Source organism: Methylomonas paludis, assembly GCF_018734325.1.
Classification (GTDB): Bacteria; Pseudomonadota; Gammaproteobacteria; order Methylococcales; family Methylomonadaceae; genus Methylomonas; species Methylomonas paludis.
Genome location: NZ_CP073754.1, coordinates 1,897,955 through 1,920,129, shown reverse-complemented (window position 1 = coordinate 1,920,129; position 22,175 = coordinate 1,897,955). Strand labels below are relative to the sequence as shown.

Sequence of the window (22,175 nt, the reverse complement as noted above, 5' to 3'; positions counted from 1 at the left end):
CAAGAATGTAGGATGTGCTGAACAAAGTGAAGCGCATCAATCGCGGCATTTAGCGTAGAAACACCAATCCCAAACACCTTAAAACAAACCCCACGTAGCCTCGATGCAGCACAGCGGAATCGAGGATGTAGGCCTTTATTTTGTTGCTGACGCTTAAGGCAAGGCTACCAGCTCAGGAGCCTGCCAGCCCTCCTGCCGGTGTTCCGCAATCACCGTAGTATAAATCCCACCTCTAACATTAAATTCCGCACGTAAGCGCATGAATTTTGGTGAAGTCGCCGCCACAATATGATCCAAAATCTCATTAGTCACCGCCTCATGAAAAGCGCCGCGTTCCCGGAAAGTCCACATATACAGCTTAAGGGATTTTAATTCCACGCATAACTCATCAGGCACATATTCCAACACCAGTTTGGCAAAATCCGGCTGGCCGGTGACCGGGCATAAACAGGTAAACTCCGGAATATCAATACGGATAGTAAAGTCGCGCACGGGCCGGGGATTTGGAAAGGTAACAAGGTCTGAACTGGGTTGGGTGGTCATTGAATCTCTAAAAACTTGATTGAATAATGATTGGGTAAAAACGCCGTAGCGGTAATGAAACACAGGGTCATCACGCCATTCACAGCCTACAGCCTCGCTTCCGCTTCGCTGCATCAAGGCTACGTCATTAACTGAGCGCTGACGGCAAACCCGCTATTTTAGCAGCTAAGCCGTGTTTGGGCATGACTTTAGACAATTTGCCATGCGGATGAAGGCTTGTCAAAGCAGGTTATTGTTATAGACAGGTTTCAAGGCAAACTGGTTTTAGCTGAATCTATACCGTTTGCAAAGTTGATACGGCTTTTCGGTTAAGAAATAACCTCAATTTAAGCCAACCAACCACTTCTTTTTAGCCACGTAAGGTGGCTTCGCCGCCAGGCAAGCCACCAAAACCACGCAGGTGTGGTGTTTAGCTATGATAAAAATACCCTACACAGCGGGCCACCAGCCTATATCATCGCGACCCGTAGCCTCGATGCAACGCAGTGGAATCGAGGAATTCGCAGCGTAGCCTTAATCAAAGCAGAGTCAGTGGGATTCAACAATGCCCTGCACCACTTAAACCAAAATCAACCATTAACCCAAACATAGCCTTAAAAAACAGTCATTTTTAAGGTGTAGAAAGCAGCCATGTAGGGTGGCTTCGCCGCCAGGCAAGCCACCAAACCTCGCGGGTGTTTTATGTTTAGCAATCGCAAAAATACCCTACACAGCCGCCCACCATAGCCTATATCATCGCGATCCGTAGCCTCGATGTAACGTAGTGGAATCGAGGGATTGGCAGCATAGCCTTAAAAAACAGTCAGATGTAATATGTTAAACACAGTGGATCACATCATTTTAAGCTAACTAGTTGTTTTAAAATCAGTCAATAAAATGGGCACTAACTAATGAAAATTTTTGGAGCCTAGGCCAATAAATCAAGCTCATCCAGTAGTTGCAAGGCCCGCTTGGGATTTTCACGCAGTTGAGCAGCCAAGCAACGTTTCTTGGCTTCTTCTTCTGCCGATAGTTCAAACATTAGATTATTGACGCTTATCTCCCTAATTTGGGCAATTTTCTTCAATCTTTCGGCCATATCGTCGGGTAAGACCATCTTGCGCAACATCGCAAACTTTAAGTTTGACCAAATCGCATCCCCGTAGCTTGCTATCAATAGCAAGATTAAAGAAAGTTGCTGCCTGCGTACCATATAATGATCTTTTTTAGGTCAAAGAGTTCTTGCTATAGTGTATCATTTTTGGTACGCTGCATAAATGAATCCAATACTTTCTGTTAAATTTTTTGCAACTGAAGCAGGTAGCGAGCCCGTTAGAGAATGGTTGAAAGGATTATCTGCCCAAGACAGAAAAACCATTGGCGAAGATATCAAAACAGTTCAATACGGTTGGCCTCTCGGTATGCCCTTAGTCGATCATCTCGAAGGTGACATATGGGAAGTTAGAGTTAAACGTAAGCGCTCAATTATCCGCGTAATTCACAACCCTTATGGGCCCTGTCAGACTATCCCCACGCTATAAACTTGGGATTTACGATGGCATCAACCGAAAGCAATACCGATCACGAATTCTGGCAACGCCATATCGAGCAATGGCACACCTCCGGGTTATCTCAAGCCAGTTACTGCCGCCAGCAAGCGCTACTTGTCCATCGATTTAGTTATTGGAAGCGCAAGTTCCTGGCAGAGTGCGAACCGATTTCGCCTGATCCAAAAAGCGGCTTTGCCCGAGTGCAAGTAGCGGCACCTGTCGCCACACCTTCCTCGCCGGGCTTGTCCTTGTGCTTTCGGGATGGCATCCGGTTGACCGGGATTACGCAGACTAATCTGGCTTTGATTAAACCCTTGCTTGAGGTATTGCGGTGACTTATATCATGCGCCCCGCCTTGGAACTGACAGAGGTCTATCTTTACCGGCAAGCCATTGATTTTCGCAAATCCCATCGTGGCCTGGCGGCGATTATTGAGTGTGAGCTCGGCCATAATCCGTTTGATGGTGGGCTGTATGCGTTCACCAATCAGCAGCGAACTAAAATCAAATGTTTGTTCTGGGAAAACACGGGCTTTGTCCTTTATTACAAGGCTTTGGTCGAGGATAAGTTCAAGTGGCCGAAGGGTGATGAGGCACTGTTAACGTTAACCGGTCAGCAGTTGAATTGGCTTTTGGATGGCTATGACATTAGCGTCATGAAAGGCCATAAAAACCGGCATTATGAATCTGTTTTTTAAGGGAAATATCAGTATTTACGGAGTGAAATCGCGTATAATATCAGCATGATTTCACCTCACTTTCCTGCCTTAGAACACGATGATTACTCGGCTGTCTTGTTGCCGGGGATGCTCGCTGAATTACTTGAAAAAGCACAACGCGTGGATGAGTTAACGCAAACCGTTGAACTTAAATCCGAAGTCATTGCCTCGCTCAAACAACGGATTGAGTTACTCGAAGAAGCGCTACGGTTATCCAAAGTCAAACGCTTTGCACCTTCGCCGGCAAGGCCATGACTTACCTCAGTAATCAATGGGATAAGCTGATGGTGTATTGCTCGAATGGGGAATTGAACATCAGCAATATTCTTGCTGAAAACGCTATTCGTCCCTTTGTGATTGGTCGCAAAGCAGGGTTATTCAGTGATAGCCCCAAAGGGGCACAAGCCAGCGCAATCCATTACAGTTTGATTGAAACGGCTAAAGCTAATGGAATAGAACCCTACGCCTATTTAACCCAAGTCCTCAAAGCACTGCCTTATGCCGATACGGTTGAAAAAATTGAAGCCTTGTTGCCCTGGAATTTTAAAAATCAGAATTTTGCCAGATAGGGGTAGTACGTGCTTTATTAAGCGCTTACAGTTAAACTTGATAACCGGATCGGCCGCATTCTGTTTGTAATTGACAAGCATACGATGATTTTGCTGCATGGATTTGTCAAGAAAAGTCAAAAAACACCGAAGCCAGAAATCGATTTGGCCAAACAAAGATTGAAAGCATTACGAGGTAAGCAATGAACAGTCAACACGAAGAAAATCCCCATATTGGCAGTGACTTCGATGATTTTCTCAGCGAGGAAGCTATTCTTGACGAAGTTACAGCGGTAGCGACCAAGCGTGTCATTGCCTGGCAAATATCAGAAGGTATGTCTACGCTTAAACTCACTAAGACTGCGATGGCAAAAAAAATGCACACCAGCAGAGCTTCACTTAATCGATTGTTGGATGAAGAAGATACCAGTTTAACCTTGACCACCTTAGTGAGCGCAGCCGCCGCGCTTGGTAAAAAGGTAAAAATAGAGTTGGAACCGGTGTAAACTTGTACGGTCATGGCCATTTGTAGGCTCAAAACGGCTAAAAGAGGACGGCCGAAGTCAGAACCACGGATGTCCGCTTACGACTTATTCACTGTTATTCAATGAGTTTTTCTAGCTTTTTGATTGCTTCACTCATTCCCGCGAAGAAGTTTTCCTCAAAAGCGCCGAGTGATTTAAGTGCCTTGATACGCGCTCTCGGTTCTGTGGCTTCAAGATCAGTCCCATCCCGCTCCATTTCTCGAGCGATAGCATCCGATTGAGCCTCCACGACTTCATGCATTGTCATCGCAAGTGCTTCGTCAAACTCAACGCTTCAACTGTTAAGTATGACCTAATACGCTGTGAGCGTTCGGAGACTTTACTGCTCCACAAAAGTTCGCCAAGAACCCGTTCGTCGCCTTTCAGTCCGACAAGCAAATCAACTAATTGAACAATTCCTACGTGACTCACCATTTCTTCAGCAAGATGCCCAAAATCCGTTCTCAAAATAGCCTCGTATAGTTGCCGATCCGCAGTTACGAATACAGCTGGTATATCATCGCGACCCGTAGCCTCGATGCAACGCAGTGGAATCGAGGAATTCGCAGCGTAGCCTTAATCAAAGCAGAGTCAGTGGGATTCAACAATGCCCTGCACCACTTAAACCAAAATCAACCATTAACGCAAACATAGCCTAAAAAAACAGTCATTTTTAAGGTGTTGAAAGTAGCCATGTAGGGTGGCTTCGCTGCCAGGCAAGCCACCAAACCTCGCGGGTGTTTTATGTTTAGCAATCGCAAAAATACCCTATACAGCCGGCCACCATAGCCTATATCATCGCGACCCGTAGCCTCGATGCAACGCAGTGGAATCGAGGGATTCGCAGCGTAGCCTTAATCAAAGCAGAGTCAGTGGGATTCAACAATGCCCTGCACCACTTAAACCAAAATCAACCATTAACCCAAACATAGCCTAAAAAAACAGTCATTTTTAAGGTGTTGAAAGCAGCCATGTAGGGTGGCTTCGCCGCTAGGCAAGCCACCAAACCTCGCGGGTGTTTTATGTTTAGCAATCGCAAAAATACCCTACACAGCCGGGCCACCATAGCCTATATCATCGCGACCCGTAGCCTCGATGCAACGCAGTGGAATCGAGGGATTCGCAGCGTAGCCTTAATCAAAGCAGAGTCATTGGGATTCAACAATGCCCTGCACCACTTAAACCAAAATCAACCATTAACGCAAACATAGCCTAAAAAAACAGTCATTTTTAAGGTGTTGAAAGTAGCCATGTAGGGTGGCTTCGCTGCCAGGCAAGCCACCAAACCTCGCGGGTGTTTTATGTTTAGCAATCGCAAAAATACCCTACACAGCCGGCCACCATAGCCTATATAATCGCGACCCGTAGCCTCGATGCAACGCAGTGGAATCGAGGAATTCGCAGCGTAGCCTTAATCAAAGCAGAGTCATTGGGATTCAACAATGCCCTGCACCACTCGAACCAAAATCAACCATTAACCAAAAAATATCTTAAAAAACAGTAACTTGTAAGATATTAAAAGTAGCCCATCACATTACTTTAAGCTAACCAATTGTTTTAAAATTATTTAAGCAACATTAACAATGAATAATGACAGTTTCTTGAGTCTAGGCCAATAAATCAAGCCCATCCAGCTGTTGCAAGGCCCGCTTGGGATTTCCACGCAGTTGAGCAGCCAAGAAACGTTGCTTGGCTTCTTCTTCTGCCAAGACTTGCACAGATAGTTCAAACATTAGTTTATTGACGCTAATGTCCCTGATTTGGGCAATTTTCTTCAGTTTTTCTGCCATATCGTCGGGTAAGCGGATAGATAAGGTTGTCATGATCGTAGTAACCTCAAAAGCTGTTCTGGTGTAATGACTTCATAACCCAAGTGCTTGAGTTCCGCAGTTGCAAAATCAGCCACATTATTGGTAATAATATATTTGGCATTGGCTGCAATTGCCAGTTCAATTAAATGGTTATCTGCTTCATCCTTTAAATTGGGACGCCATAGGTACCGAGCGTCAACCGGCCTGCAAACCTGGGCAAAACCATCTAGAAACTCCATCAGCGTTACGCTAGTTTGCTTGCAAAGCGCCTGAATGTGCTCCCGATTCAGCAAGTCTTGATATTCAAGGAATAGCTCGTTGCCAATAAAGGGAAGTAATTCACCCTGGAGGCAGCAACGAAGCACTTCCCTATTTGGCCCTTTGCCGCCTATCAATCCGGCGACTAAAACGTTTGTATCGACTACAACCTTGATTGCCACAAAATAATGCCATCGTATATGCCAGCATAAATCTTATCATAGCAACCAATTGTCATCAGAAAACTTCATTGATAGATTAGCTTGCCTACCTTCGCTTACTGGGACTAATCATCATCTTTAGTTTGACTTTGGCTGGTGGGGGGTAATCGGCCAGGAGTGGACAGCGGTTTTGGCTGGTGAATGACTGTCGATTTACTTGCAGCCTCCCTCCGTAACCCCGAAAATGTTCGACATCAAATAGGTTGTGTGGAGCTATGCGAGGCGCAATGATCGCGAACGGTGCGCCTGACGGCAGCACCCTATATGTCTGGCGCACATTATGGCCTTAGTTAACTTCCAATGGTTTGTCTTATGAACCATTCCTTCAATAGAGCAAAGATCGTTCCGAATATAATGAATCCTAGTGATCCTTTCATGAACCAATCCCACCATTTAAGCTTATCCTCGGTCTTGCGAGACTCAAATTCATTATAAGGGCGAAGCTTTGGAAGAATAAAAATATATGAGACTAATATAATAAAAATAAATATATATGCCGGAATAAATGTCTGAGTGTTCACAGAACTGGTCGCAAGTAACATGACATCGGCACCCAGTGTCGACCAAATTACACCTTCGATAAATCGATTTGGATACAGCCAGACTAATCCTTTTTTGTGCGGGCCAAGACATTGTAGTATACCATGGGTGATCCCGTGTGCCAGTTCGCGCGCGTTATCTCTATTGCAAGAGATTTTCAATTCCGAGAACATTTTGTCGCGGTTGAATCGCACTTCAATTGATAGGTCATATAGACTAGTACCAAATGCATTAGAAAATATTACGTCTACATTTTTTGTTGTGTCAGGAAATTTGTTGGGTGCATATTCAATAAGCGAACTCATTGTTTCTTTTCCTAGGTCATCCTGAATAGAAATTTTAATTGCTGACGAAACTTTTGCTAGGTCATCATCTGCTAAGGCAAGTGATAACGATTTGTTAGTCAAATACGAATGCAATGACTGAACAAGTTCTCGAGATACAATTACCGGGGGTAAAGGTTGATCCATTTGAAAGTGTGTCATCGAAAAAAATCCAATTTTTGGGGTAAAAAGACATATTACAGCCATCGGAAATATCGTTTGATTGGGGCCTGTCTGAGTTTTTACCAATCAGCCTGCTTACAATTCAACAAACCCCATCAACTGCTGCAATTCCTTGGCATCCAATTCATAATGATCGTTAGCTCTAACCCGTTCCGGTAACACGACTTCGCCGTAGCGTACCCGGATTAAGCGGCTGACTTTAACACCCTGGGATTCCCATAGGCGTCTGACCAGGCGGTTACGACCCTGTTTAACCACCACGTAATACCATTTATTGGCGCCTTCACCGGCGTAGTAACGGATTTCATCGAAATGGGCCGGGCCGTCTTCCAGTTCCACGCCTTGGCGCAGGCGTTCCAGGGTGCTTTCTTCCACATCGCCGAGGATGCGGACTGCGTACTCGCGTTCAACCTGGCGGGACGGATGCATCAGCCGGTTGGCCAGTTCGCCGTTGTTGGTGACCAGGATCAGACCGGAGGTATTGATGTCCAGCCGGCCTACCGCAATCCAGCGGCCCACTGCCAGTTTTGGCAGGCGGCTGAAGATGGTGGGGCGGCCTTCCGGGTCGTGACGGGTGACCATTTCGCCGGCTGGTTTGTGGTAAACCACTACTCTGGTCGGCTGGTCGGTGTATTTGTCCCATTTCACTACCCGGCCATTGATTTGCAGATAATCGCCGGGTTTTAAGTGGTAGCCCAGTGCGACTTGGGCATTGTTGACGGTTAACCGGCCTTCCTGTATCCAGCGCTCGATTTCCCGGCGCGAGCCCAGGCCGGCTCTGGCCAGCACTTTTTGAATGCGTTCGCCACCAGCCGCGCTATCCTGATTTGACGCAGGGCTGGCTGGTTTAGTTGGGGTTTTGCCCGGATTCCGCCGGGTCTGGCGGGGATTGCTGGGCTTCTGCGGAAATGATTTGCTGTCTTTCACTGTTTTCCTGTACTAAAGGCTGTTGGGAGTCAAGGCTGAAATTAGTGTCGACAAGTTCTTGCAGAGTCGGTAATTCGGCCAATGAGCTGATATTAAAATAATCCAGAAACTGTTTGGTGGTGCCATAGAGCGCCGGGCGGCCCGGTACTTCTTTGTGGGCGATCACGCGCACCCATTCCCGTTCCAGCAGGGTCTGGATAATACTGCTGCTGACGCTGACGCCGCGGATGTCTTCAATTTCGCCGCGCGTAACGGGTTGGCGATAGGCAATAATGGCCAGAGTTTCCAGTAGCGCTCTGGAATAACGCGGCGGTTTTTCGTCAAAAATCCGGCTTAGCCAATAGCCCAAACCCTCTCTGACCTGAAAGCGGTAACCGCTGGCCAGTTTTTGCAAGCCTATCGGCCGATCCAGATAATCCTGGCTGATGGCTTCAATAGCTTCCTGAATATCCAGGGTATTGGGCTGTTCCAGTTCCGGAAATACGTCCTGAATCTGTTTAATGGTCATCGGTTTGTTGGCCGCAAACAGAATCGCTTCGACGATGCGTTTGATATTCATGGCAGCCTCGGTTTCAGGCTGAATAACTGTGGTGCTGCGGCTTTCGGTAACCACCTCCGGCTGCGGTTTAAGCCAGGGTTGCTGCCTGGAAAATGCAGATGGCAGCCTGGGTGGCTGACGCCGCAAAATGACCGGTGCCGAAGCTGGTGGCGGCTGATGGGCCTCAACTGCCGGCTTGGGTTTACGGGGTTTGGCTTTGGGTTTGGCTGGACTGATTTCCGCGTCAACATAGGCTGCAGGCTGTTCGGGTGGTTCAGATGGTGTCAGCGCTTCTGCTGCGAACTCTAACGTTGAGTCCGGCGTAAGGCTCGGACTGGAAGATGTCGATGATTCCTTCTTTGCTGAGCTCAAGGATGGCAAGAAACGCGACAACCACGCCGTTTTTTCCTTCGCTTCGGGTAAATAACGCTCCGAAAGCGAGGCTATCTGACCGGTTAAGTTTTTCCAAAATGGTTGCCATTCGTTCACGGACTGATAAAGGTTCTTTGGTTATTTGATGATGACTAAGCTGCTCGACACGTTTCAACACATCCTGAAACGCCAGCAGGACTTCCTTGAGTGCAACGCCCGGTAAGGCCTGGGCCACACTGACGGTAGCCGTATCGACACTGATCGCAAAGGTGTCGCGTTCGTCGCGGGGCAGCTGATCCAGATGTTCCGCTGCCAGTTTGATAGCTTCGTATTCCTGGAGTTTACGAATCAAATAGGCGCGTGGGTCCTCTTCTTCTGCTTCGGCGTCTACCTGCCGCGGCAGTAACATTCGCGATTTTATTTCCGCCAGCAGTGCCGCCATCACCAGATATTCAGCGGCCAGTTCCAGCCGCAATTGATCCATGATATCGATATAGGCTATATATTGCTTGGTTATCTGGGCAATCGGAATATTCAATACATCCAGATTCTGTCGGCGGATTAAATACAATAACAAATCCAGCGGCCCTTCAAATGCATCCAGAAACACTTCCAGAGCATCGGGCGGAATATATAAGTCGTCGGGCAAATCCTGATAGGGCTGGCCGTACACCATGGCCAACGGCGTGATCAGCGCTGTTTCTGCAGATGCTGCCAGATCAGTTGTCGTCATCGGTCCCAGTTACTGCGACTACAAGCCGGCCAGGCTAAAAAACAGCTGACTGGCATAAAACAGCGGATAAGCCAGCACCATGCCCACCACATTAGTCATCAGCAATACCAGTAAAATGATAAAGCCAAATCGCTCCAGACGATTGAATTGCCAGGCCCAGTAATCCGGCAGCATGCCGGATAAGATACGGCTGCCGTCTAACGGTGGTATCGGCAGTAGATTCAACAAGGCCAGTATCAAATTGATATGGATGCCGGCTTCCCCGGTTTTAATCAACGGAATGGCAAAAAATTCAAATTCATGGAAAGTAACGCCAATTCTGGCAATTAATGCCCAGATAAAAGCCATCAGCAAATTTGCCGATGGCCCGGCCAAAGCCACCATCATAATGGCCTGTTTCGGCTGCTTGAAGTTACGCGCATCTATCGGTACCGGTTTGGCCCAGCCAAAAATAAACCCGGTAAAGGTAATCAGCATCAAGCCGGGGATAATAATGGTGCCTAACGGATCGATATGTTTTAACGGGTTCAGGCTTAACCGGCCTTGTAGAAAGGCTGTGTTATCGCCGTATTTTTTAGCCATCCAGCCGTGCGCCACTTCGTGGCCTGTGATAGCGAAAACCACTGGTAAAACCCAGATTACAATGCGCTGTACCAGCGATAAATCATCCACAGTGCTTACTCCAACATCGGCGCAATGCCGATGCCTTGTCTGACAATTTCAAATACATTATCCATACAGCTGATGATGGTAGTGGGTTGATATTCAACTATGCCGGCATCGATAATTAAATCCAGTTCACGGTCAAGCAATTGTCGGATATCAAAGGGGTCGGTCAAGGCATCTTCCTCGCCGGGCATGATCAGTGTCGAGGTCAGTAAAGGTTCCCCCAGCGCGGCAACAATAGCCTGGGCAATGCGATAGTCGGGAATACGCACACCTATGGTTTTCTTCTTGGGATGTTGCAGGCGGCGCGGCACCTCACGGGTGGCATCCAATATAAAGGTAAACGGCCCTGGTGTCAGTTTTTTTATCAGCCTATGGGCATCGTTACCCATGCGGGTAAAGGTGGCAACTTGCGACAAATCGTTGCACAGCAGGGTTAAATTGTGACTGTCGTCCAGGCGGCGAATCCGGCGTATGCTGTCAGCCGCCTGTTTGTCGCCGATACGCGCACCCAATGCATAGCTGGTGTCGGTGGGATAGGCGATTACTCCACCCTTTTCCAGAATCTCAACCGCTTGCTGGATCAGGCGCGGTTGTGGATTTTGGGTATGAATTTCAAGAAACAGGGCCATTAGAGAAACACAGCAAAAATAGCTATTGTATCCTAATTGCCGTTTTAAAAGGCTAAGTCAACTTTTTAAAACGCCTTATATATACAAAGGTGCCATACGCCGCCAATAATGGCCTTGATGCGCCCTGCCCTCCCACTCATACAAGGCATGACGCACGCCTTTTTGATTCAAAATATGGCTTAACTGATGATTGTTTTGCAAAAACGGATCTTGTTTGCCTATGACCAAAGTAATATCCATTTGCCGGATCGCGTCTAATTGGCGTTCACAATTGAGATTGGGTAAAAAATGTGTCGGAGTATGAAAATAAATATCTTCATCGTAATAGCCGTCAAACAGGTTTTTAAAGTGTTCGATTTCCAGGGTTAAATCAAAGCGTCCCGAAAAAGCCACCAACCGGCTAAACAAATGCGGGTGGCGGAAGGCGATATTGGTGGCATGATAGGCACCAAGGCTGCAGCCGTGGACAATAATGTCCGGGTGCGGATTTTTGGCCTGCATAAACGGGATAATTTCGTTTAATACATAATCTTCAAACTGGATATGGCGCTGGATGCGGTGATTCGGTTGGTTCCAGAAACAGTAAAAAGTTTCGTGATCTATGCTGTCCAGGCAATACAATTGCAATTGCCCGGCGGCAATTTTACTGCTCAGGCTGTCGACAATGCGTAAATTTTCATATTCGTAAAAGCGACCGTCTCGGGTAGGAAATATCAATACCTTGGCACCGGCATGACCAAAGACCAGAAACTCCATATCTCGACCCAGTCTGGGAGAAAACCAGTGATGATATTCACGATTCATAATCGGTGCTTAGATTTCCCCAAAAAATTGGTTTAACTCATTCAACAATTGTAGTTCCTGATAGATCTGGTTGGGATAGGCAAAATGGCCTGCTTCCAGGATAAACAGGGATTTTTGCCCGGCCCAGGTATTGTAGATAGCAAATTGGCCCGGCGGTGCCACCACCGGATCAAATAATGCCAGGGCAAAATGGGCGTCCTGCCGACCATATTCGGCAGCCAAGGCTGCATCATAATAGCTTAATGTTGCAAGGACATTATGATGCTGTTGAAAATAGTCCTGCACGGCGGCGGCGCTGCCGGTCGTGGGTAATTGCGTGCGCAGGGGCTGGTTGCCAAAGGTGGGGACATTGAAATGCGCCCGCTTAATGCGTGCATCCCAGGGAACCCCCAGTGCGCCAATGCCGCCGCCAAAGCTGATGCCCATATAGCCGATATGTCCGATGGTTTGCGGATAAATCTGCTGCAAAACCGATACCGCCAGCCATAAGTCATCAACACAGCCGCCCATGATGTATTGCTGGGGGTCGTCAATTTTCCACAATACATGTTGATCGGGTGATTCCGGCAATTTCGGGCTGCGGCTTTTGCCCAGGCCGCGAAAACAGGGAAATAATAAAGCTGTATTAGCCGGTTTAAGATGATAATCAGGCTGCTCACGACCGCCATAACCGTGGCCGACGATCACTGCCCGTTTAATAGTCTGTTGTTCAGGGGTAAGCAGCCAGCCGCGAATAATCACTTCTGCAGTCGATTGATAACTGAGCTCATAAACCTGAAATCCGGCTTGAGTGCCGCAAGGCTTTAATTGATAGGCTGGGGATAAGGTCAGGCTGCGTTGATAACGCTGTTGCCAAAATTCACTAAAATCGTCTGGAGCTTTGGGTGCCGGTACAGCTAATAAATCCGCCAGACTGTAGCCGTAATTTGGGTCAAAAGCATATTCATGATCAAAGCCAAACATGGGACTCTAGCTCTTAGGGGCGATGATTGACAGATGGCTGTGGTGGGTTTTGGCCGCTTGACCAGAAAGGCCCGATTTTGTGTTTGACGGCTTAACGATTGCCATGACTGAGGGTTGGGCTGGACTGAACAGGTTCCCAGGGTTTATAACCTGGGAACAGGGGTCATCTCTTGCCGATAAGGCAAGCTTGGATTTAATCTACAATTTTGAATTTTTCCCGGGAATCATCGACCATGTCCCGTAATTCTTTGCCTGGTTTAAAATGAGGTACATGCTTTTCGGTTAAGGCCACCGATTCGCCGGTTTTGGGGTTTCTGCCCAATCGCGCTGAGCGATGGTGCAAGGAAAAACTGCCAAATCCTCTAATTTCAATTCTTTCACCGCTTGCCAGTGTGTCGCTTAAATGATCGACCACACATCTGACAGCTAATTCAACATCTTTAAGCGCAAGATGCGGCTGTTTTCTAGCCAGCACTTCTATCAATTCTGATTTTGTCACATCAAACCCTGAATTTAAAATGGGTGATAAGAACCAAGTTCTTATCACCCATGAGGCTATATATTATTTGTCAATTTGTTTAAAGATATCGCCCAGTGTTGCTGAACCAGCAGTGTTCTGTGAATAGTCTTTAATGGCATTTGACTCCTCTTCGGCATCTTTGGCTTTAATAGACAAAGAAATCGATTTGGTTTTTTTATCGACGCCGATGAATTTGGCTTCGATTTCGTCACCGTCTTTCAACAGAGTGCGGGCATCTTCAACCCGGTCTCTTTGAATTTCGGAAGCTCTTAAATAACCTTCAACATTATCAGCCAGGGTGACGATAGCGCCTTTGGCATCAACTTCTTTAATCACACCTTTAACCAGACTGCCTTTTTCATGCAAAGCAATGTAGTTTTGGAATGGATCTTGTTCCAGTTGTTTAATGCCTAAAGAGATACGTTCACGTTCGGAGTCAACTGCCAAGATAACGGTTTCAACTTCATCGCCTTTTTTGTAATTGCGAATCGCTTCTTCGTCATTTTCATTCCAGGAAATATCGGACATGTGTACCAAACCGTCAATACCGCCATCCAGGCCGATAAAGATACCGAAATCGGTAATCGATTTGATTTTGCCGCTGATTTTATCGCCTTTGTTATGGGTTGCTGCAAACTCATCCCATGGGTTGGAGCGGCATTGTTTCATGCCCAGTGAAATACGGCGACGTTCTTCGTCGATTTCCAGCACCATAACTTCAACTTCATCACCCAGTTGTACCACTTTGGATGGGTTGACGTTTTTGTTGGTCCAGTCCATTTCGGAAACGTGCACCAGACCTTCCACGCCTTCTTCGATTTCCACGAAGCAGCCGTAATCAGTCAGATTGTTGACTTTACCAAACACGCGGCTACCAGCTGGGTAGCGGCGGGCAATGTTTTGCCATGGATCTTCATCCAGCTGTTTCATGCCCAGAGATACGCGGGTTTTGTCTTTGTCAAATTTAAGAACTTTAACTTTGACTTCTTGACCGATTTCCACACACTCGGAAGGATGACGAACTCTGCGCCATGCCATATCGGTAATGTGCAACAGACCGTCAACACCGCCCAGATCGATAAACGCACCGTAATCGGTGAGGTTTTTAACGATACCGGTAACAATGGCGCCGTCTTGCAGGGTTTTAACCAGTTCTTCTCTTTCTGCACTGTATTCGCTTTCAACGACAGCACGGCGCGACAGCACCACGTTGTTACGTTTTTGGTCGATTTTAATGACTTTGAATTCGAGATCGCGGTTTTCCAGGAAGGTGGTGTCGCGGATAGGACGGACATCAACCAAAGAACCAGGCAAGAACGCACGTAAAGCGCCCACTGCCACGGTGAAACCACCGCGAACTTTGCCGTTGATGCGGCCGATAACGGTTTCCTGTGTTTCGTAAGCTTTTTCCAGCTCACTCCAGGCTTTACTTTTCTTAGCTTTATCGCGGGAAAGCAGTGTTGCACCCAAGCCGTCTTCAAATAGATCAAGCGCTACCTCGATCTCATCACCAACATTGACTTCAAGATCGCCGTCCGCATTCAAGAACTGCCATTTAGGAATGACACCTTCTGATTTGGCTTGAGTGCTGACAATGACAAATTCGTTTTCGATATCAATGACGGTACCGATCAACATAGCGCCAGGACGCATTTCGGTCTTGGCAAAACTCTCTTCTAATAACTGTGCAAAGCTTTCGCTCATCTTCTACTTTCCCAAACTTGTTAAAACACAAACAAGTTTTTTATATTCCAAAAAATTAAAAAAAGCTGCCGTACTGCGGCAACCGCCTATCCAGCCCTAACGGACTAAATTTATGACCCGGTCTATCACCTCTTGGATGCTTAGACTGGAGGAATCGATATAAAGCGCACCTGCCGGCACAGTCAACGGGGCGGTAGCCCTGGCGCTGTCACGCAAGTCTCGCTCTTCAATTTCACGGGTAATTTGGTCAAGATTAGCATCAATTCCTTTTTCTATCAACTGCTTATATCGTCTTAATGCTCTTTCTCTGCTTCCTGCGGTTAAATAGACCTTAAATTCGGCATCGGGAAACACCACGCTGCCCATGTCCCGCCCATCAGCCACCAGCCCCGGAAGTTGTTGAAAATCCTTTTGTTTTTGCAATAAAACCTGGCGTACTTCCGGAAATGCAGCAATGATGGATGCGGCATTTCCGGTGGTTTCGCCGGCTAATTTTGGCGTAATATTTATGCCGTTCAATTTCACTTGCAGTTCCGCACTGCAATCAAATTCCAGCTGCATTTCCTCAGCTATCCGGCACACTTCCGCACGATTTTCCAGTGGGATACCGGCATCCAGTGCGGCAATCGCCAAAGATCGGTAAATTGAGCCGCTGTCCAGGTAATGCCAATGCAAAATATTGGCTACCGCCCGGCTGACAGTGCCTTTGCCGGCACCGCTGGGGCCGTCGATGGTAATGACCGGTATCTGCATATTACTGACTGCTTAAATCCAGGCCCAGTGTTCTGGCCAATTGACCAAATTCTGGGAACGAGGTATTGACGTTGGCGCAGTCGTTAATGGTGATCGTGGCCCCGGCACGTAATCCGGCTATCGAAAACGACATGGCGATACGATGGTCACCATGCGATTCCACCCTGCCGCCACCGATCGGGCCGCCCTGAATCACCATACCATCTTCGGTAGGCTGGGCATCAACACCTAAAATTTGCAAACCATCGGCCATCACCTGAATCCGGTCGGATTCCTTGACCCGCAATTCCTTGGCGCCGGTCAATACGGTCTGGCCTTCGGCACAGGCTGCAGCGACAAACAATACCGGAAATTCGTCAATTGCCAGCGGTACCAGTGCTTCAGGAATGTTGATGCCATGCAGTTTGCTGGAGCGAACCCGCAAATCAGCCACCGGCTCGCCGCCTACCGATCTTTCGTTCAAAACTTCGATATTGGCCCCCATCAAGCGCAGGATATCAATCACACCGGTACGGGTAGGATTGATGCCGACATGTTGCAAAGTCACATCTGAATCAGGCGCAATGCTGGCCCCCACCAGGAAAAACGCTGCCGAGGAAATATCGCTGGGTACATCGATATGAGTGGCGGTCAGTTTGCCCTGATTATTAATACGGGCGGTACTGCCTGCGCGGCTGACCGGATAGCCAAAGCCGTTGAGCATACGCTCGGTATGATCGCGGGTAGGTGCGGGTTCGGTAACGGTGGTTTCGCCGCTGGCGTACATACCGGCCAGTAATAGACAGGATTTAACCTGGGCGCTGGCAATCGGCATATCGTAATGGATGCCCTGCAAATGGGTGTTACCTTTAATGCGTAATGGAGCGGTACCGTTATCCTGGGTTTCAATTTCCGCGCCCATCAGGGTCAGCGGCAGGGTTACTCGGCGCATAGGCCGCGATTCCAGCGATTTATCACCGGTTAATACACTTTCAAAAGGCTGGCCGGCCAGCAAGCCGCTCAATAAGCGCATGGATGTGCCGGAATTACCCAGATACAAAGGCGCTTGCGGCGCTTTTAAACCATGTTTGCCCACACCGTGTATGGTCACTTCACCATTGACCGGACCTTCAATCTGTACGCCCATGGCCCGAAAGGCTTCCAGCGTGGACATGGCGTCTTCGGCGTTTAAAAAGCCTTTAACGTGGGTGACGCCTTCTGCAAGAGAGCCCAGCATGATGGACCGGTGCGACATGGATTTGTCGCTAGGAACGCGAATTTCGCCGCGCAAGCTGCCGCCGGGCTGAACAGTAAAGGTGATGGTTTTGGACATAATAATTTTCAGTCTTCTAGTTGATCAAGATAACGTTGCCGGGCATTTCTGGCATACGTAAAGGTTGCAAAAAGTTGTTCAGTCTGATCGGTATGCAAATAGTGTTCAATTTTGGCTAATTCGGCCTGGTATTGCTGAATTAAAGGTATGATTTCCTGCTTGTTGGCCTGACAGATATCCAGCCACATGGTCGGATCGCTGGAGGCAATCCGGCTGAAATCTTTGAAACCGCCGGCGGCATATTTAAAAATTTCGCGCTGCTCATCCTTATGGCCCAGCAAACCCACCAGCGCAAAGGCTAACAAGTGCGGTAAATGACTGGTCGCAGCCAGCACCGTATCGTGGTGTTCCACGCCCATCAATGACACGCTGGAACCAATCGCTTCCCAGAAGCGCTGTATGGTATCCAGGCAGCGCGGATCGGTGTTATCCAGCGGGGTAATAATCAGGCGGCGCTGACGAAACAAATCAGCAGTAGCGGCTTCCACCCCGCTGCATTCAGCGCCGGCAATCGGATGCGCCGGGACAAAATTGACCGGCACTGCGCCGAATACCGCTTGCGCCGCCTGCACGACACTGGTTTTGGTGCTGCATACATCAGTATAGACGGTTTGTGGATTCCAGTAGGGCTGCAACTGCTTAAATATCCCGGAAACAGCACCCACCGGTGAAGCGATCACTACGCAGTCTGCTGCGCTTAGCGCTGCGCCCAGATCGGTAAAATAGCTGTCTATCACACCTAATTGTTGAGCCCGCTGCAGATTGGCTGCATCCTGTGCTCGGCCATAGCCGACAATTTCCCGGCATAAACCCTGTTGGCGGGCCGCTTTGGCAACCGAGCCACCTATCAGGCCGACACCTATCAGGCACAGACGCGCAAACACTTTACAGCACCTGCTTCAAGGCATTGATAAAGACCTGATTTTCCCCCGCTGTACCGATGCTGATACGCAGATGGTTAGGCATTTCATAATTAGCGATGGGCCGGACGATAACACCTTTATGGAGTAAAGCCTGATAGACGGGTAAAGCCGGTTTACCGATATCGACGGCAACAAAATTGCCTGATGAGGGTATCCAGCTCAAGCCCAACTCTGCAAATGCCGCGGTTAATTGCTGCATTCCGGCATTATTCAGAGCGATGGTGCGTTGCAGATAATCCTGATCACCCAGCGCCGCTTCCGCTGCCGCCAAAGCCAGACTATTACTGTTAAATGGCTGTCTGATCCGGTTTAACAGGTCGGCAACATCGCTTGAGGATATACCGTAACCGATGCGTAAACCTGCCAGACCATAAGCTTTGGAGAAAGTCCGCGCGATCAGCAGATTAGGGTATAGCTCTGGCCAATGGATGGAATCGATCCGCGTTTCCGGCGCCACAAATTCATAATAGGCTTCATCGAGTATACACAATACCTGCGCCGGCAAGGCAGCGATAAAATCCTGCAATTCCTGCTGACCCAATAAAGTGCCGGTAGGGTTATTAGGATTGGCAATAAACACCAGCTTGGTCTGTTGATTAATCCGGGCTTGCATGGCAGCCAGATCATGACCAAAATTTTTAGCCGGTACCGCCTGCGCTTTCGCACCCACCGCCTGTGTCAGAATCGGATATAAGGCAAAAGCATGCTGGGAAAACACCACTTCATGTTCCGGACTTAAAAAAGTGCGAGTCACCAATTCCAGGATTTCACTAGAGCCATTGCCTAGCGTAATTTGCTCCACCGCAACGCCCAGTTGTGCGGCCAGGGTTGCTTTTAAAGCAAAACCGCTGCCGTCCGGATAACGGGTTAATTCCGGTAAAGCTGCCTGAATCGCCGCTGCCGCCTTAGTGCCTATGCCCAACGGATTTTCATTGGAAGCCAGTTTAACGATTTCACTCAGCCCCAATTCACGCTGCAGTTCATCAACCGGTTTACCCGGCACATAAGGAACCAGTTGCTGAACACCGGCTTGGGCAAGATGTAAAAATTTGTTCATCGAATATATCAAAACCCTGTTGGGGCGTAGCTTGGATTTAGCGAATTAACCGGCAATCACCAGCCGGATTTGGGCAGATGGGCTGGGTGAACTTAAACGTTCAATAATACCGGACTCGATGAGGGTTTGCAATGTGGTTGGTATGTCCTAGATAGCTTGCTACTGTTATCAACTGGATTTAGCAATTGTTTGCAAGTCGTTCATTTATGACTTGGGACGACTGCGCATACCTTATTACTATGCCAAACTTAAAACGACAGATGAATTTTACCAATTTGGGTGTCGGGATGTCCTGTCAGAGGACACCAGACACCCAATCAAACTATTCATCTAACTAAACAGGATTGGTCGACGACTAGTTAAGTAATCCCACATAAATTGCCGGGGTATAGGTAATCAGGTTGTTTGACGGCTGGCTAAATTTGACATTTAAAGTAATTGACTGGCCAGCAGCTAAACTATTCACCGCAGACAGTGTTATATAGGGAGCCCCGGAGAAATTTCCGGTGGCGTTTACCAAAGTGACTTTGCTCGGTATTCCTTTAAAAATAACTTGAAATGGCCCGGTTATAGCCGTTTTACTGATATTTTTCACGGTAACAGTCCCATTATAGGTTTTGCTGGCCGCGTTATAAGTCAATCCCGAAGCAGTGGCGGTCACTTGGCTTGCCGGCACATAGCCAATCGGCGGAATAACAAATAGTGTAACGCTTTGCGCGGGCAAATAGGCTTCCAGATTACCATTTTGCAACGCATAATCACTAAGTTGATTAATCGCCCCGCTGGAGGTCAGTTGATAACTTTTTGCGGTACTGGCACCTGAAAAATTACTGATATTAAACAAAACCTCGGTATCAGTGGATAGCTGCTTGTTAATGGCCATGATGGTGAGTGCCCCATCCTTAGTCCGCAATGCGGCAAACGAGGATATGTTGTCGGGATTGGGAACAGTGTCGGCAACACTAATATCGCCAAAACTAGATTTGGCGCCATCATAATTACGATATAGTTTCATAGCCTCATAAACCGGAGTGTTGGCGCCGGGAGCAGTCCAGTAAGTTGCCATATCCAGCCCTTCCCTGCCGAAAATACCCAAAACATCTGCCAGTGCGGTTGCGCCATTGATGCTGCTTTCCGCTCCCCAGTTATATTCGGTGACACCAATTTTTGTGCCGGGATAGTATTGATTAATCCATTGTTTCATTCGCGGAATTAAATAGACTTTTCCACCCCCGGCTGCTGAACCTATCCAGCTTTCATCGGTATAATTCTTATCCCACAGCGAGCGCGTGGAACGATTACGCAGCAACATCATATTGGTAGAAATATCATTGCTATATTCGCCGCTGGCCGGATACCAGTGCAATGTCAACATATCCAACACCCGCTTACCGGTCGCCGCATTATTTTGGCGCAATTGATCAAGCAGCCAGGGAATGTAATCCTTGCCGCCATTAGCTTTTCGATCCGGTAGATCGGCAAAATTCCAGTCATTATTGTTACTGGCCCATTGGCTATCGAAGCCGCTTACCAGATATCGGGTCCAACCATCTTCCTCTGGCCCTAACACCTGTGCATTTGGGTCTTGCCATTTAACCATGGCGCCGTAAGCAAGAATATTATCCCTGATTTCCGTCATTTTTGGCCCAACCGGACGAATGTCGATATGTGTTGAAGACCAAATACCCGGCTCATTATCCATCGCGTAAAATTTTACCCCTCCCGATTTAGCACCTCCCCATTTCCCTACTAAATGATTAACCAAGCCTTGTTGAAAGGTGGGGTTGGAAGTCACATAGGCGTCATTTGGATTATTGCCGGTAATCTGGGTATCGGTTTTGCTGAGAATACCGTTTCCGGCATCAGGCATCCATTGGTCAAAGCCGGTTTGAGCACCATATTTATGTTGCGAAAAACTGGCCAGTTTGCCTTGATTTGGACCGAGTTTAGCCACCCAGCCAATCGTGGGAATAGTAACGATAGAATCCGAGCCATTGCTAAGATTATCGTTAATCATGCCGTCTATCATACCAGCCACAACATTACCGCCGGATTCCGGCAAACTTTCATAGAAATAGTCATTGGCGTGATTGCTGGCGTTATTCTTATAATTATAAGTACTTGAAGTATTACCACCTTCACGGTTAAGCGTAAAGTTTAAATCAGCTAATGTAGTGGCGTTGGCAAAAGCCAGTCCATAGATATAGGGACTAATCGAGTGTTTGCCGTTCCCGGCGTCTATACTGATAGTGGTCGGATTATATACCGGCGTAAAACTGAAACTGGTGTTGGCAGTTATGATATGTGCCGGTGTCAAGCGGTCAGATATATTATTGACCAGCAAACGATAAACATCATTATTTTGCAGCAGTGTGGCAACGGTTAAAATAACACTAGTGTTATCTGCAGAAATACTGGCGTTTTGCGGCGTAAGCTGTTTGGTGTAGTTTTTATCCTGAACGGAATCGATTTTATAATTGGCGAGAATCGTCGCCTTAGCGGGGTCTACTTGCTTGTTAAAGACCACCTTAATATGCTTCAGATCATTACTGCTGACCGATAATATGGATGGCGGATTAAAGTTTGGTGAAAATGAGATATTGTCAATCAATACATTGCCATAAACGACATTATTGGTTTGCCAGTCATCATTTCGCAGTTGAAAGCCTTCGGTTAGGGCACCGGGCGTCACGCTGAAATCGCTAATGGGGATTTTAACATGCTGCCATTTAGCGGCTGGGGTAATATAGTTCTGAATTAAAACCTGATTACCGATGGTGCTCCAATTGGCCGGGCTGTCGGTCAAGGCAATACCAAACGTTGCTTGTGCCGGCGCCGTGGCGTACAAATAAAATTCCAGATAAGAGTAACTGCTGACATCAAAGCCGCCAATATAATTCCCAACGTTATAATGGCCTGGCTGTATAAAAAACACGGTGCAGTAATGATTCAGATTAAGTTGCGCTGACGCTGCGCCACTCGGCTTATTTTTAGTATAGTTAAGATTTAAAACGCACTTATTATTCCCATCAAGCCATTCATTTGTTTTAAAACCATTTTCTAACTTACCATC

General features: G+C 47.6%; 25 protein-coding genes and 2 pseudogenes. 7 read left to right on the top strand and 20 right to left on the bottom strand.

What is annotated here, in order from left to right:
* Positions 1-153: 153 nt before the first annotated feature.
* The gene (gene queF / locus KEF85_RS08760) at positions 154-543 is read right to left on the bottom strand and encodes a preQ(1) synthase (protein ID WP_215579483.1); all 390 of its coding nucleotides are present in this window, start codon (positions 541-543) and stop codon (positions 154-156) included.
* Between the two features lie 907 nt (positions 544-1,450).
* Positions 1,451-1,651, bottom strand: coding sequence for a toxin-antitoxin system HicB family antitoxin (locus KEF85_RS08755; protein ID WP_215579480.1), 201 nt, complete (start codon positions 1,649-1,651; stop codon positions 1,451-1,453).
* 148 nt (positions 1,652-1,799) lie between these two features.
* On the opposite strand from KEF85_RS08755, the gene KEF85_RS08750 reads away from it, so the two are divergent.
* The 7 genes and pseudogenes from KEF85_RS08750 to KEF85_RS08720 all read left to right on the top strand — a co-directional run bounded on the left by KEF85_RS08750 (position 1,800) and on the right by KEF85_RS08720 (position 3,844).
* Positions 1,800-2,063, top strand: coding sequence for a type II toxin-antitoxin system RelE/ParE family toxin (locus tag KEF85_RS08750; RefSeq protein ID WP_246534835.1), 264 nt, complete (start codon positions 1,800-1,802; stop codon positions 2,061-2,063).
* A gap of 14 nt (positions 2,064-2,077) precedes the next feature.
* Positions 2,078-2,407, top strand: a complete 330-nt coding sequence (gene tnpA / locus KEF85_RS08745; protein ID WP_215579477.1) for an IS66 family insertion sequence element accessory protein TnpA — start codon at positions 2,078-2,080, stop codon at positions 2,405-2,407.
* A gap of 8 nt (positions 2,408-2,415) precedes the next feature.
* Positions 2,416-2,769 carry an IS66 family insertion sequence element accessory protein TnpB gene (gene tnpB, locus KEF85_RS08740; RefSeq protein WP_215579475.1) on the top strand — a complete coding sequence of 118 codons (354 nt, stop codon included), beginning with the start codon at positions 2,416-2,418 and terminating at the stop codon, positions 2,767-2,769.
* 45 nt (positions 2,770-2,814) lie between these two features.
* Positions 2,815-3,045 (top strand): hypothetical protein, encoded by a 231-nt coding sequence (locus KEF85_RS08735; RefSeq protein WP_215579471.1) that lies wholly within the window; start codon positions 2,815-2,817, stop codon positions 3,043-3,045.
* Positions 3,033-3,359: pseudogene (locus KEF85_RS08730) on the top strand (transposase domain-containing protein); the annotation flags it as partial. The gene KEF85_RS08735 and the pseudogene KEF85_RS08730, both read left to right, overlap by 13 nt.
* 42 nt (positions 3,360-3,401) lie before the next feature.
* Positions 3,402-3,545 (top strand): annotated as a pseudogene (locus tag KEF85_RS08725) (type II toxin-antitoxin system RelE/ParE family toxin); the annotation flags it as partial.
* Positions 3,542-3,844 (top strand): XRE family transcriptional regulator, encoded by a 303-nt coding sequence (locus KEF85_RS08720; RefSeq protein ID WP_215579464.1) that lies wholly within the window; start codon positions 3,542-3,544, stop codon positions 3,842-3,844. The pseudogene KEF85_RS08725 and the gene KEF85_RS08720, both read left to right, overlap by 4 nt.
* 94 nt (positions 3,845-3,938) lie before the next feature.
* On the opposite strand, the gene KEF85_RS08715 is transcribed toward KEF85_RS08720, so the two are convergent.
* The 18 genes from KEF85_RS08715 to KEF85_RS08630 all read right to left on the bottom strand — a co-directional run bounded on the left by KEF85_RS08715 (position 3,939) and on the right by KEF85_RS08630 (position 22,037).
* The gene (locus tag KEF85_RS08715; protein ID WP_215579461.1) at positions 3,939-4,130 is read right to left on the bottom strand and encodes a hypothetical protein; all 192 of its coding nucleotides are present in this window, start codon (positions 4,128-4,130) and stop codon (positions 3,939-3,941) included.
* A gap of 1,339 nt (positions 4,131-5,469) precedes the next feature.
* A complete protein-coding gene (locus KEF85_RS08710; RefSeq protein ID WP_215579458.1) occupies positions 5,470-5,685 on the bottom strand; it encodes a ribbon-helix-helix domain-containing protein in 216 nt (71 codons plus the stop codon).
* Complete coding sequence (locus tag KEF85_RS08705; RefSeq protein ID WP_215579455.1) at positions 5,682-6,113, bottom strand: putative toxin-antitoxin system toxin component, PIN family; 432 nt, start codon at positions 6,111-6,113, stop codon at positions 5,682-5,684. Before KEF85_RS08705 ends, KEF85_RS08710 begins: the two co-directional genes overlap by 4 nt.
* A 329-nt stretch (positions 6,114-6,442) precedes the next feature.
* A complete protein-coding gene (locus KEF85_RS08700; protein WP_215579445.1) occupies positions 6,443-7,099 on the bottom strand; it encodes a hypothetical protein in 657 nt (218 codons plus the stop codon).
* A 174-nt stretch (positions 7,100-7,273) separates the two neighbouring features.
* Entirely contained in the window at positions 7,274-8,125 is an 852-nt protein-coding gene (gene rluB, locus KEF85_RS08695) for a 23S rRNA pseudouridine(2605) synthase RluB (protein ID WP_215579442.1), read from the bottom strand.
* Entirely contained in the window at positions 8,046-9,035 is a 990-nt protein-coding gene (scpB, locus tag KEF85_RS17000; RefSeq protein WP_343222062.1) for an SMC-Scp complex subunit ScpB, read from the bottom strand. Before scpB ends, rluB begins: the two co-directional genes overlap by 80 nt.
* The gene (locus KEF85_RS08685) at positions 8,938-9,768 is read right to left on the bottom strand and encodes a segregation and condensation protein A (protein WP_215579438.1); all 831 of its coding nucleotides are present in this window, start codon (positions 9,766-9,768) and stop codon (positions 8,938-8,940) included. The genes scpB and KEF85_RS08685 overlap by 98 nt, the downstream gene beginning before the upstream one ends.
* A gap of 18 nt (positions 9,769-9,786) precedes the next feature.
* Complete coding sequence (locus KEF85_RS08680; RefSeq protein WP_215579435.1) at positions 9,787-10,440, bottom strand: site-2 protease family protein; 654 nt, start codon at positions 10,438-10,440, stop codon at positions 9,787-9,789.
* 5 nt (positions 10,441-10,445) lie between these two features.
* Positions 10,446-11,066, bottom strand: coding sequence for an L-threonylcarbamoyladenylate synthase (locus KEF85_RS08675; RefSeq protein WP_215579432.1), 621 nt, complete (start codon positions 11,064-11,066; stop codon positions 10,446-10,448).
* A gap of 75 nt (positions 11,067-11,141) precedes the next feature.
* Positions 11,142-11,870, bottom strand: a complete 729-nt coding sequence (locus tag KEF85_RS08670; RefSeq protein WP_215579429.1) for an esterase family protein — start codon at positions 11,868-11,870, stop codon at positions 11,142-11,144.
* Between the two features lie 9 nt (positions 11,871-11,879).
* A complete protein-coding gene (locus KEF85_RS08665; protein ID WP_215579426.1) occupies positions 11,880-12,833 on the bottom strand; it encodes an acetylxylan esterase in 954 nt (317 codons plus the stop codon).
* A 193-nt stretch (positions 12,834-13,026) separates the two neighbouring features.
* Entirely contained in the window at positions 13,027-13,332 is a 306-nt protein-coding gene (locus tag KEF85_RS08660) for an integration host factor subunit beta (RefSeq protein ID WP_215579422.1), read from the bottom strand.
* A gap of 63 nt (positions 13,333-13,395) precedes the next feature.
* Positions 13,396-15,057 carry a 30S ribosomal protein S1 gene (rpsA, locus tag KEF85_RS08655; RefSeq protein WP_215579420.1) on the bottom strand — a complete coding sequence of 554 codons (1,662 nt, stop codon included), beginning with the start codon at positions 15,055-15,057 and terminating at the stop codon, positions 13,396-13,398.
* A gap of 96 nt (positions 15,058-15,153) precedes the next feature.
* The gene (gene cmk / locus KEF85_RS08650) at positions 15,154-15,810 is read right to left on the bottom strand and encodes a (d)CMP kinase (RefSeq protein ID WP_215579418.1); all 657 of its coding nucleotides are present in this window, start codon (positions 15,808-15,810) and stop codon (positions 15,154-15,156) included.
* Position 15,811: 1 nt separating this feature from the next.
* On the bottom strand, positions 15,812-17,122 hold the full coding sequence (gene aroA / locus KEF85_RS08645) for a 3-phosphoshikimate 1-carboxyvinyltransferase (RefSeq protein WP_215579415.1): 1,311 nt from the start codon (positions 17,120-17,122) through the stop codon (positions 15,812-15,814).
* Positions 17,123-17,130: 8 nt separating this feature from the next.
* Positions 17,131-18,006: a prephenate dehydrogenase gene (locus KEF85_RS08640; RefSeq protein ID WP_215579412.1), complete on the bottom strand. Its 876-nt coding sequence runs from the start codon at positions 18,004-18,006 to the stop codon at positions 17,131-17,133.
* A gap of 1 nt (position 18,007) precedes the next feature.
* A complete protein-coding gene (gene hisC, locus KEF85_RS08635) occupies positions 18,008-19,102 on the bottom strand; it encodes a histidinol-phosphate transaminase (protein ID WP_215579409.1) in 1,095 nt (364 codons plus the stop codon).
* Positions 19,103-19,457: 355 nt separating this feature from the next.
* Positions 19,458-22,037 (bottom strand): glycoside hydrolase family 44 protein, encoded by a 2,580-nt coding sequence (locus KEF85_RS08630; RefSeq protein ID WP_215579405.1) that lies wholly within the window; start codon positions 22,035-22,037, stop codon positions 19,458-19,460.
* Positions 22,038-22,175: the final 138 nt, after the last annotated feature.